Annotated in this window: 14 protein-coding genes and 1 pseudogene; 4 read left to right on the top strand and 11 right to left on the bottom strand. The window is 56.2% G+C overall.

The genetic code is table 11. The features are described 5' to 3' along the window. Positions 1-430: 430 nt before the first annotated feature. On the bottom strand, positions 431-2,041 hold the full coding sequence (locus C3Y91_RS21775; protein ID WP_024319424.1) for a right-handed parallel beta-helix repeat-containing protein: 1,611 nt from the start codon (positions 2,039-2,041) through the stop codon (positions 431-433). A gap of 679 nt (positions 2,042-2,720) precedes the next feature. On the opposite strand from C3Y91_RS21775, the gene rapA2 reads away from it, so the two are divergent. Next, the gene (gene rapA2 / locus C3Y91_RS21770; RefSeq protein WP_018481614.1) at positions 2,721-3,419 is read left to right on the top strand and encodes a calcium-binding lectin RapA2; all 699 of its coding nucleotides are present in this window, start codon (positions 2,721-2,723) and stop codon (positions 3,417-3,419) included. A gap of 235 nt (positions 3,420-3,654) precedes the next feature. Here the strand turns inward: rapA2 and C3Y91_RS21765 are convergent, their stop codons facing one another. The 5 genes from C3Y91_RS21765 to C3Y91_RS21745 all read right to left on the bottom strand — a co-directional run bounded on the left by C3Y91_RS21765 (position 3,655) and on the right by C3Y91_RS21745 (position 10,396). Next, a complete protein-coding gene (locus C3Y91_RS21765) occupies positions 3,655-4,359 on the bottom strand; it encodes a hypothetical protein (protein WP_024319423.1) in 705 nt (234 codons plus the stop codon). Further along, on the bottom strand, positions 4,359-6,635 hold the full coding sequence (locus C3Y91_RS21760) for a polysaccharide biosynthesis tyrosine autokinase (protein ID WP_018073790.1): 2,277 nt from the start codon (positions 6,633-6,635) through the stop codon (positions 4,359-4,361). Before C3Y91_RS21760 ends, C3Y91_RS21765 begins: the two co-directional genes overlap by 1 nt. A 51-nt stretch (positions 6,636-6,686) precedes the next feature. Beyond that, entirely contained in the window at positions 6,687-7,391 is a 705-nt protein-coding gene (locus tag C3Y91_RS21755; protein ID WP_029767213.1) for a hypothetical protein, read from the bottom strand. Positions 7,392-7,471: 80 nt separating this feature from the next. Continuing rightward, positions 7,472-8,683, bottom strand: coding sequence for an SLBB domain-containing protein (locus C3Y91_RS21750; RefSeq protein WP_032988630.1), 1,212 nt, complete (start codon positions 8,681-8,683; stop codon positions 7,472-7,474). A gap of 288 nt (positions 8,684-8,971) precedes the next feature. Further along, the gene (locus C3Y91_RS21745; RefSeq protein ID WP_024319422.1) at positions 8,972-10,396 is read right to left on the bottom strand and encodes an O-antigen ligase family protein; all 1,425 of its coding nucleotides are present in this window, start codon (positions 10,394-10,396) and stop codon (positions 8,972-8,974) included. Positions 10,397-10,704: 308 nt separating this feature from the next. Between C3Y91_RS21745 and C3Y91_RS21740 the strand changes: the two genes are divergently transcribed. Together C3Y91_RS21740 and C3Y91_RS21735 are read left to right on the top strand one after the other, a co-directional pair. After that, on the top strand, positions 10,705-11,304 hold the full coding sequence (locus C3Y91_RS21740) for a transglutaminase-like cysteine peptidase (protein WP_024319421.1): 600 nt from the start codon (positions 10,705-10,707) through the stop codon (positions 11,302-11,304). A 269-nt stretch (positions 11,305-11,573) separates the two neighbouring features. Then, complete coding sequence (locus C3Y91_RS21735; RefSeq protein WP_018073786.1) at positions 11,574-12,902, top strand: UDP-glucose dehydrogenase family protein; 1,329 nt, start codon at positions 11,574-11,576, stop codon at positions 12,900-12,902. A gap of 121 nt (positions 12,903-13,023) precedes the next feature. Here the strand turns inward: C3Y91_RS21735 and C3Y91_RS21730 are convergent, their stop codons facing one another. Then, positions 13,024-13,815 carry a metallophosphoesterase family protein gene (locus tag C3Y91_RS21730; RefSeq protein ID WP_024319420.1) on the bottom strand — a complete coding sequence of 264 codons (792 nt, stop codon included), beginning with the start codon at positions 13,813-13,815 and terminating at the stop codon, positions 13,024-13,026. Next, a pseudogene (locus C3Y91_RS21725) lies at positions 13,816-14,457 on the bottom strand (TolC family protein); the annotation flags it as partial. Between the two features lie 331 nt (positions 14,458-14,788). Here C3Y91_RS21725 and C3Y91_RS21720 point away from each other — a divergent pair. Continuing rightward, positions 14,789-14,992, top strand: coding sequence for a KTSC domain-containing protein (locus C3Y91_RS21720; RefSeq protein ID WP_018446824.1), 204 nt, complete (start codon positions 14,789-14,791; stop codon positions 14,990-14,992). A 206-nt stretch (positions 14,993-15,198) separates the two neighbouring features. Here C3Y91_RS21720 and C3Y91_RS21715 read toward each other — a convergent pair whose 3' ends face one another. From C3Y91_RS21715 to ung, 3 genes are all read right to left on the bottom strand, one after another. Continuing rightward, the gene (locus C3Y91_RS21715) at positions 15,199-15,804 is read right to left on the bottom strand and encodes an alpha/beta hydrolase (protein WP_024319418.1); all 606 of its coding nucleotides are present in this window, start codon (positions 15,802-15,804) and stop codon (positions 15,199-15,201) included. Between the two features lie 11 nt (positions 15,805-15,815). After that, complete coding sequence (locus C3Y91_RS21710) at positions 15,816-16,748, bottom strand: VOC family protein (RefSeq protein WP_018073782.1); 933 nt, start codon at positions 16,746-16,748, stop codon at positions 15,816-15,818. Between the two features lie 139 nt (positions 16,749-16,887). Then, positions 16,888-17,589 carry a uracil-DNA glycosylase gene (ung, locus tag C3Y91_RS21705; protein WP_024319416.1) on the bottom strand — a complete coding sequence of 234 codons (702 nt, stop codon included), beginning with the start codon at positions 17,587-17,589 and terminating at the stop codon, positions 16,888-16,890. Positions 17,590-17,807: the final 218 nt, after the last annotated feature.

Here is a 17,807-nt window from a genome sequence, read left to right as displayed (position 1 = left end):
AGCAAATATGCCGGCGCACACTCCAGCTCCGGGTCCATCACGCCCGATCAATGACACGACTGCCTTGGACCCCGACACCGGCGCCGGACCCGCTTGCAAGCCCACGACCTATTACATGAATCCAACCAAAAAGTGACCAAAAATTCCAATTTATAACGAGCGGCTTCAGGGATTCTGACTTGACGCTACGCTAAATATACCAACCTAAGCAAGTGAAAATCGCAAATTGCCCAACAACGGCGCAGAGAGATGAACGTATCGCGCGCATATGCGCGACGTTTACTGGGGCGTTAACTATAAATTCAATCTATAGTTCATTTTTCCTATGAACGGCGGAACTATTTTTTTATCCGCGCCTTCGACCGCCGACACCCCGTCATCATCAAGCTTTCAGATGTTGAACAGCGGGCCGGCGCTCTCTTGGCGTGATTCAAACCAGCAGGTGCGATGCTTGGCTGCTATGGAACGCGTCCACATTTATATACACGCCGAGCGAGTCGGTATCGACGTGAGAAGCGCCGTCAGAAATCTTATATTGGAAGGATTCGCTGACCTTTCCGCTGAGACCGGCGATTTTCACCGCATCGACCGTATACGTGTAATCACCATCGCTCTCCACATGGATGACGCCGTATTTCCCCGTCAGCGTCAGGCCATGCTTGTCCACTGCACTGTCACCGAAGCGACGAAGCAGCACGGTTCCATTGATTGCGTTATCGTTTTCGAGGAGGTTGCCATGATAGGCGCTGCCCGTATCCGTCGAGATCTTCAGGCTGTCATGGGCTGCGACAATCTTGCGAACGGCGACGGTGGGTGGGGTGGAAACCTGCGCTTCGGTCGCGGGCGCCGGAGTGCTTGTCTGCGTCGGTGTTGACGGTTCGACATGCGGCTCCGCAACCGGTGTGGTAGGCGCCTCATTGTTGGACGGGGTGTTGCCAGTCGTTGCGTCGAGTTCGGCCTGCGCTTGCTCCAGCGTTTTATTATCGTTGATCAAGAATGTGCTCTGGAGGGCAATTGCGACCGGCATTGTCAACGTCGACACCACGCTGTCGATGATATTATCATGGAAAGAGCCGGATGCAGGCCTGTCGACCTTCAGCGCCGAGGACGACAGGTCGTCAAAGACATTACCATGAATATCGATATCCGTGCGTGTATAACTTGGGTAACCTGCAGCGCTGATCGACACGCCCCAGACGCCGTTATGAATATAGTTTCCACTGATATCATAGTTTGTCGCATCGCCCTGGTCGCCAAGGCCGATGCCGAAAGACCAACTGTAACCACCATATCCCGAAATGTCATTGTCGTGGATGGCGATATTCTTGCCTGCGTTGGCACCTATCCCGAAACCGCCACCGACCACGGTGTTGTCCTCGACCACTGCATTTACAGCTCGAACAAGCACCAGGACGCCCTTTGCGCTATTGGTCTCCGTCTGCTCCAGGTGGTTACCCTTGATCAGGATATTGCTGCTGTCGTTCAACTGAACGGCGTCTGCCGCAGCGCCCTGGCTGTTAATGACCAGGTTATTAACGATGGTAACGCCAATCACTTTATCCATCCAGATGCCGTCTCCGTTCACGCCGGAAATCTTGCTGTTCTCGATGGTAATGTTCTGACTGCTCTGGAAATTGACGGAACCAGGCTTGCCGGCAAGTCCGGTATTTTCGACCTCGACGTTGCGGACGGTCCAGTTAGTGACATTTCCCGCATATATCGCCGCACCGCCGGTATCAGCAATCTTGATGTTCTCCACGATGATGTTTGAAGCCTTCGAGCCGTGGATGCCGTCATTGCTACTGTGAATGACCGGCGCATCGCCAACGCCGTAACTGCCAATGGTAATCGGAGAGCTGACAGTGCCGGAGTATTTCAGGTCGAATTGCTCGTTAAACACGCTTCCGGCGGCAAGCAGCACGCTGTCTCCCGGCTTTAGCCTCAAGGATTCGACCGCGGAAAGCGTCGCGAAAGCCGACTGCTCGCTCATCCCACTATTCTGATTGGATCCCGTTGCCGAATTTACATAGTAGACGGTCACGCCATGATCTCCCAAAGATACTGGAAAATCTTTTACCTGCAGACTTCTCTCTGCCTCCTAAAATGGAACACTAAAATGCGTTCTATCTCGCGACAATTCTTACATCCTCTACAAAATATCTTCGCTTCTCGAATATTTCGCGTTGCAAAAAAAGTTGCGCTGCACAATTATGAACAGGTTACCTGACATCAGCAGTGGCATTAAGACTATCTTCCAGGACACGCATATTAATTTGCGAAAATTGCGCCTCGAAAGAAAGCTTACTTAATAAACATATGTGACAAGAGCGCGACATCAGTTACTTCGCCGAAAATCATGAGATCGAGCGAGCAACGAAAAATGTCACGCCATAGCCCGTAGTGATTATGTCAATATCTCATCTGCACATCTGAACATCAGCGTATTTTTATAAATTACCCTTGAATAAACATTCTTCTATTCCGAAGAAAAATGGATTCGTATCTGTCATTTGACATTTTCACTTATTTTTAACGCAACAATCCCCCGGCGTTTCACTATCTTATGCGAGTTCCAGGTGTGTCATTATTGTACGATACACCCCAAAATGTTCACTTGCTGTTAATTACACCCTTGACTCTCTGTATTAAGATATCCTTAATCGGGCAGCTCGCTAAAGGTCAGAATTGACCTAGCAAAGAACAATTCAAGGAGAGAACCGATGGCTGTTCACGCAACCGACGATAGTGCAACATTCCTGGAAACTGACGCCATTTCAGGAAATCTGCTTTCCAACGATTCATCCGATAACGGACACCTGTTCCTGCGCGCCTTCGACGGTGCGAGCGTTGGCGCCAAGAGCGGCAACAGCCAGATCACAGAGATCCAAGGCGACTACGGCACCTTCTTCGTCAAGCCTGACGGTAGTTACACCTATGTCCTGAGCGACGCTGCCAAGGTCAACTTCACCAATGGTGAATTGCTCCAGGAGAAGGTCTCGTACAAGATTTCCGACGGCAGCGGTCATACCGATGTCGGCCTGTTCACGCTGAACATTCAGGGCGTAACACAGGTAAAGCCGATCGCCGTCGACGACCACTACAGCTTCACCGAAGGCGACGCCATCGGCGGCAACGCCCTGGATAACGACATTGCCGGCGACAATGGTCATCTCTTCCTCCGCCAGTTCGGCGCCACGACCGTAAACGGCGATCCAAGCGCAACGACCGATGTCGCCGGCACGTATGGCACGTTCCATGTCAAAGCGGATGGAACATTTACCTATGATCTGGCAGTGGATGTTGCTGCGGGCGATCACGTCACGGAAACCGTCCAGTTCTACAAGATCTCTGACGGCGAAGGCCACACCGACGTCGGCGTTCTGACACTCAACATCACTGGCGCGGACGCAGAAGTCTGATCATCAATAGCCAATCAAAAACAAAGCCCGCCGCGTAAGCAGCGGGCGTTGCTTTATACAAGTTGAGCTCCGGTTAAGAGAATGAGCCGTCGTGCGCGGCTGCCGGCAACCAGATGGACCGCTAACTTCAGCGGAGCTCGGAACTGCCTCCAGAACAGCACGATTATATTCCATCGGGCGTTGGTTCAGCGCCGTTTTGGAGCTTGGAACTGTCTTTGAAAGCCGACTCGGTGATTTACTTGCTGCAACGCTGTCGGAACCGCGCCGTCGCAGCCTCTCCAACGCTCGTCCAGGTTTGATCGAAGATTGGACGAAGCTGTGGGCTAATCTCTTTTATCGTGGCGTTGACCCTGCAACGATCGCCCAGTTTCAGCATCGTCGTAAGATCGCTATCGAGCGCGCTCTTTGCCGCGGCAAGCGTTGCATCGGTAAAATCGTTCCAGAAATAAAACCGCGTCAGAATCATCACCTGGTCGTGGGGGGCGAGCACAACCGAACGCTTCATCATTCCCGCAATCGCGACCGGCTCTTCCGCAATTGTCGACTGCACGGCCGCAAGGCGAAGCCAAAAATTGCTGTTCGTCGGCATGCACGAAAGCGCATACCGCAGATACTGGCGCGCACTCGACGCTGCAACGGCCCAGGCGTCGTAGTTGACATTGACATTCTGCCGATCGAGTTGCGCCAGAACGAGGGTTACGCCAGCAGCCACAATGTCTGATCGGCAATAATGACCGTCAACGACGTCGACACTACGCAACGCATATTTGGTCACGACGTCATCCGCGACCGTCTCTCCGCGCTCGATCCTTTCGGCGACGATCGAGATGCTGGCCGTTCTTATCGAAGCGGAGAGCTCTCGACCGGCCAGCACCACAAAGACGACGGTGACGATAACGAAAGCGATTCTGGTAACCGAAACGAACTGACCGCGGAACATCAGCTTTCGGTATAGTATCGCGAATAACGCTTATAATAATACTCGCTCGAACCGAATGTCCGGTAAAGTTTCATCTGCGACGGGTCCACCTTGGTCAATATAGTACCGACGCATTTCGCATAGAGTTCCGGCTCGGACAGCAAGGTCGACTGCACGACCTTGCGCGATGTCTTTCCCCACTCGATAACGAAAACCACCGCATCCAGCTTCGAATTGATGGCGCGTGCATCCACAACCGGCGCCAAGGGCGGCAGGTCGACGATAATATAATCGAAGCTTTGACGTGCCGTTTGAAGAAGCTGATCCATGCCGCGTGACGCAAGCAGCTCCGACGAATGCGGGACACGATACCGTGCCACCGTCGGCAAAAATGCGAGCTTTGTTTTGGGATCGAGAAGGATCAGATCCTTGAGCGGCCGGCTGTCAACGATCGCCTCGAGCAAGCCGGCCTCCGCATGGCGGCCGATCGCCCGGGTAGCACCAGGATTGCGCATGTCGCCGTCGATAAGCAGGCAACGCGCACCCTGCATTGCCAGGAGCTTGGCAAAATTGATGGATGTCGTCGACTTCCCCTCGCCGGGCAAGCTCGACACGACGCCGATGACCTTGCAGCGCTGATCGGCAGCACTGAGGTCGATGGCTATCTTGGCGCTTCGAAGCGTCTCGGCAAATGCCGAGAGCGGATGCTCCTCGACATAGGTCGTGGTCTTCCCGCCCCTGGCAATGCTTCGCGGATTGCCGGGATCAACGAGCGTCGGATCGTCGACGTTATTTTCAATCAGCGGCATGACACCGAGAGACTCGACATCGAGCACGTCACGGACATCGTCGCCGGTGCGGAAGAACCGATCCCGGAATTCGCGGAAGGCGGCTATACCACTGCCAAATGCACATCCCACGAACATCGCGAAAGCCACGACGAGAGCTCTCTTCGGAGCGCTCGGCTTCGTCGGCGTCTCCGCCGTCGTGATGATGCGAGCAGCGGTAATCGGAAAGCTCTGCTGTTGAATTGCTTCCTGATAGCGCGTCAAGAAGCTCTGATAGAGATTCTTATAGGTATCGCGCGTGCGCTCCAGCTCGCGAAGCTGCACCTGCGTTTCGCCGGCCGTTGCGGCTACGCCCGTCGCCTGTGTCACACTGTCGCGCAGAGAATTTTCCCGCGATTTCGCGACCTGCAGCTCGCTTTGGTAGCTTTCGGCGATGCGATTCAACTCATCGAACATGAGCCTCTTATATTCTTCCATTTCCGCACGAAGCCGAACCGCCTGGACGTGATCGGGACCGAGCCGGGCCTCAATTTCGGTCTCTAGCTTGGAAGCTTCCAGATATTTCTTGCGTAGGTCGTTCGAAATCGAGCTGTCGAGCACATCCGTGACGATCGCATCGGTCTGCTTGGCGTCGATGATCGACTTGACGCGGGCATATCTTGCCTCGGCCTTCGCTGTCTCGGCCTGCGCATTGATCAATTGGGTGTTGATTTCGGAAAGCTGCTGCTCGCTAATCAGCGTACCGGATCCGGCCTCGACAAGCCCATGCTCGCCGCGGAATTTTTGAACCGCAAGGTCGGTGTCCAGCGCCTGCTGCCGGAGCTCTTCGATGCGCTCCTGCAGCCATTGGCCGGCCCGGCGCGTCGCCTCGTATTTGGAATTGAGCTTGTCGACCAGATAGACGTCGGCGATCCCAGCCGCGATATCACGCGCCAGGCCGGGCGACTGCGCGGTATAGCTGACATCGAGGACGTAGGAGCGGCCGACGCGTTCGACATCGATATTGCCAGCGACAGTCTCCGCAGCGCCTCGCCGCCTCATTTCCGGATCGGGGGCGACGACTGCGTCATCGGCAAACCACGACCGAAAATTCATGAAGGATTTCAACGTTGAGACAGAAAAAAGCGAGCTCTTCGGTCCCATGAACTCCGGATTGTCGACGAGTTTCAGCTTGTCGACAACAGCATAGGCGATCGTGTCGGACTTCAAAAGCTCAACCTGACTGAGGACAGTACCTTCGTCATCGTCCATCTGGCCGAAAGCCGCCAGCTGATTGATCACCTGACTATCGCTGCGGTCGATCAGCACGCTCGTGTCGGCGGTGTAGACAGGCACCGAAGTCAGGACATACACAATGCCCAGAATGGCGAAGGCGAAACCGCACGCCGCAACCATCCGCCACTGTCGGCGGGCGATTGCGATGAGCTTGTCGAAATCGATGAAGTCAGCTTCGTTTCCCGTATCGCGGGAGGGGTCGATACGCGGCGTAAGTTTATCTGGCGATAGCAATTTCGATCTCCAACAAAAGCGTCAAGTGCTAAGATCTACGGGCAATTCCAGCTATTGTATGACCGGGACACTCTGACTCGTCGACTGCGTCGGATCGGTGGACGACTGCCCAGCCGCTCCGATGCTGACGATCGTCGTCGTTGAAGTCGACGATGAATCATCTGCGCCGGCATTCGAGACCTTCAGTGTACCCGCAGTTGTGGCAGCGCCGTCGAACGGCGTACCATCGTCCGCTCCAGGCCCGGTTTGTCCAACTTGCCCATCATTGCCGATGCCGGATGCGGCGGCGGCACTTGCACCCGGACCAAGAGCTGCGGTCCCGCCTTCGGCAAGGACCTTTGCAAAGGCGGCAAGCAGCGGCGCGAGGTTGGGATCGGCAATAGTCGCCTCGGCAACGGCCTTTTCGATCGCCAGCTTGAATTGCGGATCCGTTACCTGGCAGCTGTTTGCGGCCCGCGCGAGACCGGAGCCGATAGCCGCCATCTGTGCAGCACTGGCCTTCTTTGCCTGCTCGATCACTGGCGACAGCGCATCATTGCTGCTTCCGACCAGCGCGCGAACACGCGATGACAAAACCAACGGATCGGACATGTCGAGCAGAACGGCAGGGCTAGCGGTAAATCCGCCGACATCGACGGAAGTCAGACTTGCCGGACCCAAACAAGCTGCCGCAAAAGCGCTTGAATTCATGCCGGCAAACATCGCGACGACGATTCCGCTATACGCAAGCTTACGATAAACACCAGACCTTGCCATAACCACAGTCCTTCATCAAATCCGCTATATAGGCCGCCCTCACTGATCATTCGCGATCGATGACGGCCCGCCTATGTCAATCAATTTCCAAGATCCTGGACCGCATTGCTGGTATCGTTCGCATCGTCGGCCACTCCGGAAATAGTGGACGATACCGAGTTTACGATGTCAAGGAACTTGACCAGTTCAACAGAGGCCGAATTGGAAATATAGATAATATCCTTGTCTTCCATCTTGAATTGCTGAACAGCAAACAAGGTTGCCGGATCGCGAAGATTCGCGCGGATGATTACCGGAACCGTTTCACCCGTAAACCTCGTCGCGTCCACGTGCATCGCTGCAACCGTTTTCTTGGGGACAAGGCGGTAGAGCAGGACCTGTGCCGGATCAGCGCGGTCGTCGCGCAGGCCGCCCGCCTTGGCGATTGCCTCTCCAAGGGTCAGATCAGACTCTTCGAAATCGAAGCGACCGCTGGTGCCTGCGGCGCCGAGCGCAAGATATGTGCGACGCTCATGATCGATCGAAATCGTGTCATCCGGCGCAACATAAATATTTTCGGCCGGGTTCTTCAATAGCGTAGTGTAGGCGACGGTTGCCGTCTTGCCACGACGCTGCAGCGTCACATTCGTTTCGATATTGTTGGTCGTCAAACCACCCGCGGCGGAAATGACATCCAGAACGCGCTCACCGGCCGGGCTGATCTCGACGCGCTGGGGATTGTTGACATCACCGAGCACGGCAACCTGACTGGAGCGGCTTGTGGTTGTGGTTATAACCACCTGCGGCTCGATCGCGCGGCTTGCCAGGCGATCCTCGACGTCCTGCTCTACGGTCTCCTTCAGGCGACCGGCAGCCGGAACCCGGCCTGCATAGGGAATTGTGATCGTTCCGTTTCTATCGATGGTCTGCTCTGGCAGCGAGATGTAATTGCCGGGTCGGCTACCTGCATCGGACGGAATGAAAAGACCGCCCGACTGAGCCTCGAAGATGGCAACCGAAACGACATCACCGAAACCGAGCGGAATTTCGGGCGCCCCGCCTCGACCACCACCAAAACCTTTGAAGGATGTTGGCTGGGGAGCGGTAAAATACGACAGGACGTTCTTGCTGAGATCAATCAGGGCGTAGTCGATACCGACGCGACGCTCCTTGGTTGTCACTTTCACGGCTGCATCGCGATCAACATCTTTGTGATCGGGACCGGATCTTGGCAACGATGTGCAGCTTGCCAATATAGTCGTTAGCGCTACAACAATGGCGACGCGTGTACTACTGATACGAGAACAACCCATAGAATACCCTGTGTTGACGCCTCTGAAGCTACTGCTCCGCAATCTGACAAAATACAAGACGATCCCCGATCAATAACACTGAAAGCCGATTAACATTCCCCTAACTGTGGCAGGCTGGCAACGTCGAGCCCTTAGGAAGCGAAAAACGGCCCCGGTGCGACTTTTCTTGCGCCGCAACAATCCGAAGGCTGCACCCGCTATAAAATTTCTTGGGTTTCAGAGTCAACCGTTCGCACCTGCACAATCGATCTTTTCCGAAAATCTTATTAAAATCCATCCATTTAAACTTTAAGTGGTTAACGGCCGCTCATATGCCATGTCCGCCTCTCCGTTGCTACGCCCGAGGCTTATCGCGACAACCGCACTGAGGAAGGCGGAGTAAAACACCGCAAAACCCGGTATCTGCAGCGAAAAATCGACCGCCGCATGAAGGGCGACCAAAACCGTCGCCGCTAGACCAAGAAGAACATAGTGCCTCAGACGCCGCCTTTGGACGAGCCCGCGCCAAAACACTCTTGCAAGTACCGAGAGGACAAGGACGGCCGCAATGGGGAACAATATTCCGAGGCCCAGAAACCCTTCGAGATAGAAATTGTGTGCGCGATCGAAGATCCCGAAAATTCCACAGGCCGGATCGCGGTAGGCAGAAAACACGGTCCGAAAGGTACCGAGCCCGGTTCCCGTCAACCAATGATCCGAAATGGCACGCCATATGCCCGGCAGGATGCAAAACCGATCATCATCCTCGAGCAGCCGCTCTTGCGCACGCAAAATCGCCTGGCCTGCAAACATCGTCAGTAACACTACGATGAAACCAATCGCCGAGAGGAGCTTCAGCATCGAACGCCATCTTGACGCCGGTCTCAGATGACGCCTCGAGCCGTTCCAATTGATGACAAGCCACGGAAAATAGATGAGAGCGGCAACAAAGGTCGCAAATATCCCGGCGCGCGAGCGGCTGAGCATCAGCGCGGTGAAGCATGCGCACAAGAGTAGGATATAGACCCACGATCGCAAGAGAAGCGCGTTTCGGCCCGGCTCACCGGGCGGATAGTTCGAATAGGCACGGGCAATGTCCCTGACCAGGGTCAGCATGAGCAGCGTTCCAAGCCCGAGGAAGGTCGCGGCGGTATTGCGGTTGACGAAGACCGCGGTCAGGCTGTCGAGGTAGGCATGTTTCTCGATGACGATCAGGATGCTGGGAAACAGCAAAAACTGCAGCAGGCCGAAAACAGCGATGATGCCCGCCGAAAGCCCGAGGCCGGCAAGCACTTTTCTCGCGCGCTGATCGGTATCGCATAAGAGGAGCCCGGTCAGGAACGTGACGAAAGGCAGGGCGACCCGGAGGATCGACGCGAACGTGTCGGCCGGTTCGACCGAGATCGCCGCGGACTGGGCACCTGCCAGGTCACGCGCGGCATTCCAGGCGGGATTCGCCAACCAATTGGCGGGCAGTTCGATGGTTTGGATGAACGCCCAGCCCGCCAGGACGACGAGTAGAAACAAAGCGATACTGAAAACCCATCTGCTTTGTCTCGGCTCTCCGAACAGCAGTCCCGAAATGATGGCGAGGGCAAACATCCCGATCGCGGCGAAGGCGAAAGGAAAGGGTGTAACGCTCCCGAACGGTATGAGCGTCAATATAACGAGGCCGATGAAGGCAAAAAGCAAAACCTCTCGCAAGACCCGCTTATTGATGAGGTTGGAGAACATGTGAATTCGTTTACCAGAGTAGGCGGCGACCAAAGCCATTGCAACCGAAGAGATTAATTTACTCGTACTAACATAAGTTGAACATCAAGCACTTGCGTGCTAAAGTGTAACAGAATTCCACATCGTTTAAAATTGTCGCGAAAGGTTTAAGCCAATCGAGACAAGGCCCGGCTATGCTCCTTCCAAGCAGCAGAAACGGGACAGATATTCTGCGCCCAATACTTGGCAGATCATCAGATCGCCATGCCATTGACCGAGAAAAAAGGCAAGCCTGATCTCAATCGGTTGTCCTGACGGGGATTTAAGAGATGAAGAAAACTTTCGTTACACTTCTGGCACTGGCCCTTACAGCAGGCAATGCGTGCTCGGCATTTGCCGCCGGTCCCGCAGGTTTTGCCCGCGGTCTGACCGGTAATTCGGCGGTCAGTTATATCTCTGAAAAAGGCAAGATCATTCCGCCTTTCGCCCAGGTGCTGTTCTGCGCCCAGAACCCGACCGAATGCCGCGACAACAATGGTTTGGCGGTCGTTGCACTGACGGACAAGCAAATGCTGCAACTAAAGGATGTCAACACCGCCGTCAATCGTACGATGATCGGCCGGAACGACTCCCGCAACGAACTGAATGGCGACGTCTGGAAGGTGAATGTTCGCAGCGGCGATTGCGAAGATTTCGCGTTGACCAAGCGCAGTCGGCTGATCGCGATGGGCTGGTCGTCGCGCGCTTTGCGAATCGCAACGGCATATACACCCTCCGGTGAAGGACATGCGGTCCTCGTGGTCAGAACCGACAAGGGCGACCTCGTGCTCGACAACAGGAAAAGCAGCATCAAGAACTGGCGCGATACCGATCTGCGCTGGGACAAGATTCAATCGGGAACAGACCCCTACGTCTGGTACCGGCTATAACAACCGAGGCAGCGACATAGACTGATTGATCCTGTTTCCGGATTGAAGTCGAGCCGGCTCTGACGAGCCGCTCGACTTGTCATATTGCCCACACAAACCTATGTTTTGGCTATCGACGGGGCAGCGCGCGGCAAGCTGCGGTGCCCGGAGTTCGATTTTCGATGTGGGTTTCAGGCGATCTTCGGTATTGTCTTTTCGTCCAGATTAACTATGACGAACGTCATGCTGCGACGCAGCATGACGTTCTACTCTAATGATTTGAGGGAAATATGCGCATCACGATGATTGGATCAGGCTATGTCGGCCTCGTTTCAGGCGTTTGCTTTGCGGATTTCGGCCACGACGTCATCTGCGTCGACAAGGATCTGAGTAAGATCGAAGCCCTTCGCGAAGGCCGCATTCCGATCTACGAGCCGGGTCTCGAGCAACTGGTCGCCGAAAATACCAGCACCGGCCGGCTGTCCTTTTCGACCGATGTCGGCGAAAGTGTCCGCAGCGCCGACGTCGTGTTCATCGCTGTCGGCACACCGTCCCGACGCGGCGACGGCCACGCGGATCTCTCCTATGTCTACGCCGCTGCACGCGAGATCGCCACCTATGTGGAAGGCTTCACCGTTATCGTCACCAAGTCGACGGTGCCGGTCGGCACGGGTGACGAGGTCGAGCGGATCATGCGCGAAACCAATCCCGCGGCAGATGTCGCCGTCGTTTCCAATCCGGAATTCCTGCGCGAAGGCGCCGCCATCGAGGATTTCAAGCGTCCTGACCGTATCGTCGTCGGGCTGAACGACGACCGGGCACGCGAAACCATGACCGAGGTCTATCGCCCGCTTTACCTCAACCAGGCACCCCTGGTCTTCACCACTCGCCGCACCTCGGAACTGATCAAATATGCGGCCAATGCATTTCTCGCGATGAAAATCACCTTCATCAACGAGATTGCCGATCTCTGCGAGCGGGTCGACGCAAACGTCCAGGACGTTTCGCGCGGAATCGGTCTCGATGGCCGTATCGGCTCCAAGTTCCTGCATGCCGGCCCGGGTTACGGCGGCTCGTGCTTCCCCAAGGATACGCTTGCTCTTGCCAAGACGGCGCAGGATTACGACGCGCCGATGCGTCTCATCGAGACGACGATCTCGATCAATGACAACCGCAAGCGGGCGATGGGACGCAAAGTCATTTCGGCCGTCGGCGGAGACATTCGCGGCAAGAAGATCGCGATCCTCGGCCTGACTTTCAAACCGAACACCGACGACATGCGCGACAGCCCGGCGATCGCGGTCATCCAGACCCTGCAGGACAACGGCGCGCAAGTGGTCGGTTACGATCCCGAGGGTATGGAAAACGCCCGCAAGGTGATCGAGAACATCGAATATGCGAGCGGACCCTACGAGGCGGCCGCTGGTGCGGATGCGATTGTCATCGTCACCGAATGGAACCAGTTCCGCGCGCTCGATTTCAATCGCCTGAAGCAGTCGATGCGCACTCCGATCCTGGTCGATCTGCGCAATATCTACCGCAGCGACGAGGTCCGCAAACACGGCTTTACCTATACCGGCATCGGCACCAACCTTTATCAGGACGTGACCGGCGCCTGAGATAGCCTCCTGAACGTCTGATCGTCCTGACGCCGCGGAGCGCAAGTCCCGCGGCGTTTGGTTTTAAGCATGTCGCGCAAAAGCGTGCAGTGGTTTTCGGACGGCCCCCATGTTCGCCGATTTAAAGGATGCCGACTCGCGTCCCCTTTATCGTCAGCACCGTCAGCCGGCCCGTCGCCGAAACCGCCGTGTCGATACCGATGCGTTGCGGCCCGAATGTCGGGATTCGTGCCGGGGTATGCCCGTGGATCACGAGGACAGGAAGCTGCGGGCCTTCATCCAGGAAGGGCTGACGGATCCACATGAGGTCGCTGTCTTTCTGCTTTTTGAGGTCGATGCCCGGCTTGATGCCCGCATGAACAAAGACGACTCTTCCTATCCGCAGCATGATCGGCAGCGATTCCAGGAATTTGATATGCCGCTCGGGTATCATGTTGCGGATGACGCGGGCAATTGTTTCGCTTCCGGCCGCCGACTGCAGCAGATGCTCGATGTCGATACCGTATGAGTGCAGCGTCTCCGTTCCGGCAAAGCCGAGCCATTCGAGAATGCGCGCTGGCTTGCGGTAGAGTTTGACCAGCTCCGCGTCGTGATTGCCGCACAGGACGAAGCGCTGAAATCCCGGCGGCGGGGTCTTGCTCAGAAACTCCAGCACCGCACTCGAATCAGGCCCGCGATCGACATAGTCGCCGAGCATGACGATGAGTTTCGGCCCCGGGAAGCGCGCGGCATCCTCGACGATGCGGCGATGCGCCTCGACCAGCTCGTTATAACATCCGTGAACATCGCTCATCGCGTAGACCGCAGCGAATTCGCCTTCGGCAAACGTCAGCCGAGCGCGTCTGTTAAGGTTGCCGGCCAGTATCGGTATGTGTCGTCGCCACGGCCCTAGATAGTTAAACATGTAACCCATTTATGAGACCCGACTGAATGGCGGGCTGCCGGAAATAATCCATCTCTTATCCATCGCTGCCACGGCATGAGGCTCAGTCTTCATAAGAAAGTTGGCCGGATCGCGGCCCCATCGAAGTTGTAACCGGATTGCCATATTCAGAGCGACATAATCCTTCGCCATCTGCTGCACCGCCTGCGCCAAGCTCGCCTGGCTAGTCGCGACCGAGGGCTGCGCATCCAGCACATCAAGCAAGGATGAGTGTCCATCCTTGTAGCTCCCGATCGAAAGCGCAAGAGTCTCCTGCGTAGTCGTCACCTGCGCCCGCAGCGCCTGAACGGTTTGCGCGTCGCGGTGAACGGATGATAGCGCGCGCCCAACCTCTTCAAGGGCGGTCAGAACAGTCTGCTTCCACACGAGAGACTGCACCTTCGCACCGGATCTCGTAATCTCCGCATTCGCGCGCAGCCGTCCGCCATCGAAGATCGGCAGGTTGAGGGTCGGCCTGAAGGACCAAGTGGTCAGGCCACCGGCAGCGCTACCCGCTTGTTTTATGAATGACGGCGAGATCGAACCACTGAGAGTGATGCTCGGATAAAGCTGCGGCTCGGCAGCGCCGATATTGGCCGTTGCAGCGGCGAGGTCACGCTCCGCCTTGCGGATGTAATCATTCATGCTTGGGAGGGTGCTGCGGTTAATATTACGCTATAGTTTGCTATATGATGATTAATCCGGCGTTAAGCCGGCGATTATTGCGTTTCTCGTGACATTATCGGCTAATATCCCCAAATGGGGGAGCCACAGGTATTGGATTTCCACAGGCGTGACCTTCGAAAAGCTGCAAAAATCAACTATAACGAGAGACCGCAGGAAAAAATGAACGTTAAAGCAGATCACGCTTGACGCCCTTGCGGCGCAGCATAATGATGGCGCGTTGCGAGCGTGAATGACATTCTTGATCAGGAATCTCAGATCCTAAACTGCGGGGTGCAAAGTGGAAACTGCGGTTGATTCGAAGCTTATCGAGGCGATCACCTACGACGAAGACAGCCGGCATCTAAGGGTCTATCTGACCAACGGTCAGAGGCGAGAATATGAAGGCGTTCCCAAGGGTGTCGTCGTCGGTTTGACGATGGCGGAATCGCCAGGAAATTTTTATATGAAGGCAATCAGGGGCAAATATCCTCCCCGTCCCTAATGCCTTATCGAGAACGGACGATGGTATCATCGTTCCAGCAAAGATGCGGGACCGGCATTCGCCGGTCCCGCAAATCAGTCTCCCGCCAGCCACTTGCATAATTCCTTGAATCGGAATCGATTGAAGGACAAATTATGTTGCACTTCAAAATGCTACAGCGTCCTTTGCGCGTCTAAAAAGACGCGGCGCTGCCGCGGCGCGCGCGGTCAATAATTGCCGAGGAAATCGCGGACCGCATCAATCTCGAGCGGCGCAATTTCGTGACCGCCGGGGTGCCAGACCACCTTGACCTCCGCCTCTCGGTTTTTCAGATGTTCGGACAGCGCCTCGGTCATGGAGACGGGAGCGATCGGATCCCGTTGTCCCGCCGTCACCAGCACCTTTCTTCCCACAAGCGTTACCTGGGCTTCGGGCTGAAACGGAATGAGCGGGTGCATCAAAACCGCGGCATCGAAGATACCCTTCTCGATCAGCACGTTGGCAAGAATATTTGCGCCGTTCGAAAATCCCAAACCGAGAATCTCGGAAGCCTGGTACTCATCAGCGAATGCCTTGACGTAGGCAGCCATCTTCTCGGTCGCGCGCGAAAGGTCGGGCATGTCGTAGACCCCTTCCCCGGTGCGGCGAAAGAACCGCGCCGCGCCGTGTTCGGAAACATCGCCGCGCGGGGAGAGAATCGTCGCTTCCGGCAGCAGGCGCCGACCGAAGTCGAAAAACTGGTTTTCGTCGCCACCGGTGCCGTGCAGCACCAGTAGGATAGGTTTATCAGGTGCACCGGCATGCAGCCGGTGCACATATCCAGTTTCGGTCATATCGCCTCTCCCTACGCTTCGAGCGGCTGCAGGTGCTGCTCGAGCAGCGCGCGAAGATGGGTGTGCTGCTGCGGCAGTTTCAGGGCTTCGCCGAGATGGGCCGTGTCCTCGTCGTGGTCGAAACCTGGCTCATTGGTCGCGACCTCGAACAGCACGCCGCCCGGCGTGCGAAAATAGATCGCCCAGAAGTAGTCGCGGTCGATCACCGGCGTGACCTGATAACCCGTGTCCATCAGCGCCTTGCGCACTTCGAGCTGCTTCTCGCGGTTTTCGACGGCGAAGGCGACATGATGAACCGAGCCGGCGCCGGGAAGCGCGCGGGCGATGTTCGGCATGGTTTCGAGATCGATGAGATGGGCGCCATTGCCGGAGGGCTTGATCAGCCGCTTGACGCCGTCCCTTTCTTCAGCGACCTCGTAGCCCATGAACTTCAAGAGTTCGGCCGTGGCGCCCTCGTCCCGCAGCCGCATGGCAACGGAATGGAAGCCGCGAATGGCGTGGTCCTCGCTGATGCCGCCAAGCGTCCAGGGCTGGCGGTTATCGTCCTCAACTTCAACAAGCGCGAAACCGTCACCGTCGGGACCGGAAAAATTCAGGCGTTTCTCGCCGAAACTTTCCTCAGCCTTCAGGCCGTCGATACCAAGCGTGCTGAACCTATCGCTCCAGAAACCGAGCGAACCCTTGGGAACGGAAAACACCGTCGTGCCGACCTCGCCTGTGCCGGGACGGCCCTGCGCCATCTTCGGGAACGGGAAATAGGTCATTACGCTGCCGGGTGTGCCGGTCTCGTCACCGTAATAGAGGTGATAGACATCAGGCGCGTCGAAATTGACAGTCTTCTTGACGCGGCGCAGACCGAGCGCATTGGTGAAAAACTGGTTGTTGGTGCGGGCGTCCTGCGCCATCGACGTGACGTGGTGCAGACCCTTGATCTGATCGAGCATTTGAGACCCCTTTCATGCCCGCCGTTGCGGGCTTTCGATGGGCCATAAATGCGCTTTCCGGCGCCCGCGGAATAGACCCGCCGACTAAAACGCATCGTCTTCTTTTTGTGAACGATCCGCTGTCAGCGTTCAGGAAAACTCAGAAATCCTGCGGATTGGCCGGCAATTGCCAGTCGATCGGCGCGCGCTCGCGCGACTGCAGAAAGGCATTCGCCTTTGAAAAATGCCCGCAGCCAAAAAAACCGTTATGGGCCGAAAGCGGCGAGGGATGCGGCGCCCTGAGCACGAGATGCCGCGTCGTATCGACGAAGGCGGCCTTGCGCTGGGCATAGGAACCCCAGAGCATGAAGACGACGGATTCACATTCATCGTTGACCTTGCGGATGACGGCGTCGGTGAAGCGCTCCCACCCCTTGCCCTGATGGGCCGCTGCCTGCCCTTCCTCGACGGTCAGCACGCTGTTCAGCAGGAGCACACCCTGTCTTGCCCAATGTTCGAGAAAACCGTGCCGTGCCGGCGCTATGCCGAGATCCGCCTCCATCTCCTTGTAGATATTGACGAGGGAGGGCGGTATGCGCACGCCCGGCCGGACACTGAAGCACAGCCCATGGGCTTGCCCAAGTCCATGATAGGGATCCTGGCCGAGGATGACGGCCTTGACGTTGGAGATCGGCGTCAGATCAAGGGCGCGGAAATATTCGCTGCCCTTGGGGAAAATCCGCTTGCCGGCCTGCTTTTGCGCTACGAGGAAAGACTTGAGCTGTTGCATGTAGGGGCTGGAAAATTCCCCCTCCAGCGCAGCCTTCCAGCTCTCCTCGAGACTGACGGATGTATCGCTCATCTGGGAAAATCCTTCGCATAGGACAAAACAACGGACACACGGTTCTAGCAAAATCGATATAGGCTGCAATGCCTGTCGACTTGGCGATGGTCTATGTCTTGCGAACTCGGCGAGTGAAGATTGTAAAAGCCTGCTCGAAACATCGTCGTCCGTGTTTAACTATATGACAGCTTCGGTATTTACGCCGGCGGGCGGCCTGAGTAGAACCTTGATGGTGA

It is taken from the genome of Rhizobium ruizarguesonis (assembly GCF_012349115.1).
Lineage (GTDB): Bacteria > Pseudomonadota > Alphaproteobacteria > Rhizobiales > Rhizobiaceae > Rhizobium > Rhizobium ruizarguesonis.
Note: the sequence above shows the minus strand (reverse complement) of the source record. Positions and strands in the feature narration are given on the sequence as shown.

Excerpts from the sequence above, each read along its gene's own strand:
- rapA2 (WP_018481614.1), top strand. The coding sequence starts at position 2,721 with ATGGCTGTTCACGCAACCGACGATAGTGCAACATTCCTGGAAACTGAC.
- C3Y91_RS21765 (WP_024319423.1), bottom strand. The coding sequence starts at position 4,359 with ATGTTCCGCGGTCAGTTCGTTTCGGTTACCAGAATCGCTTTCGTTATC.
- C3Y91_RS21755 (WP_029767213.1), bottom strand. The coding sequence starts at position 7,391 with ATGGCAAGGTCTGGTGTTTATCGTAAGCTTGCGTATAGCGGAATCGTC.
- C3Y91_RS21750 (WP_032988630.1), bottom strand. The coding sequence starts at position 8,683 with ATGGGTTGTTCTCGTATCAGTAGTACACGCGTCGCCATTGTTGTAGCG.
- C3Y91_RS21745 (WP_024319422.1), bottom strand. The coding sequence starts at position 10,396 with ATGTTCTCCAACCTCATCAATAAGCGGGTCTTGCGAGAGGTTTTGCTT.
- C3Y91_RS21740 (WP_024319421.1), top strand. The coding sequence starts at position 10,705 with ATGAAGAAAACTTTCGTTACACTTCTGGCACTGGCCCTTACAGCAGGC.
- C3Y91_RS21735 (WP_018073786.1), top strand. The coding sequence starts at position 11,574 with ATGCGCATCACGATGATTGGATCAGGCTATGTCGGCCTCGTTTCAGGC.
- C3Y91_RS21730 (WP_024319420.1), bottom strand. The coding sequence starts at position 13,815 with ATGGGTTACATGTTTAACTATCTAGGGCCGTGGCGACGACACATACCG.
- C3Y91_RS21715 (WP_024319418.1), bottom strand. The coding sequence starts at position 15,804 with ATGACCGAAACTGGATATGTGCACCGGCTGCATGCCGGTGCACCTGAT.
- C3Y91_RS21710 (WP_018073782.1), bottom strand. The coding sequence starts at position 16,748 with ATGCTCGATCAGATCAAGGGTCTGCACCACGTCACGTCGATGGCGCAG.
- ung (WP_024319416.1), bottom strand. The coding sequence starts at position 17,589 with ATGAGCGATACATCCGTCAGTCTCGAGGAGAGCTGGAAGGCTGCGCTG.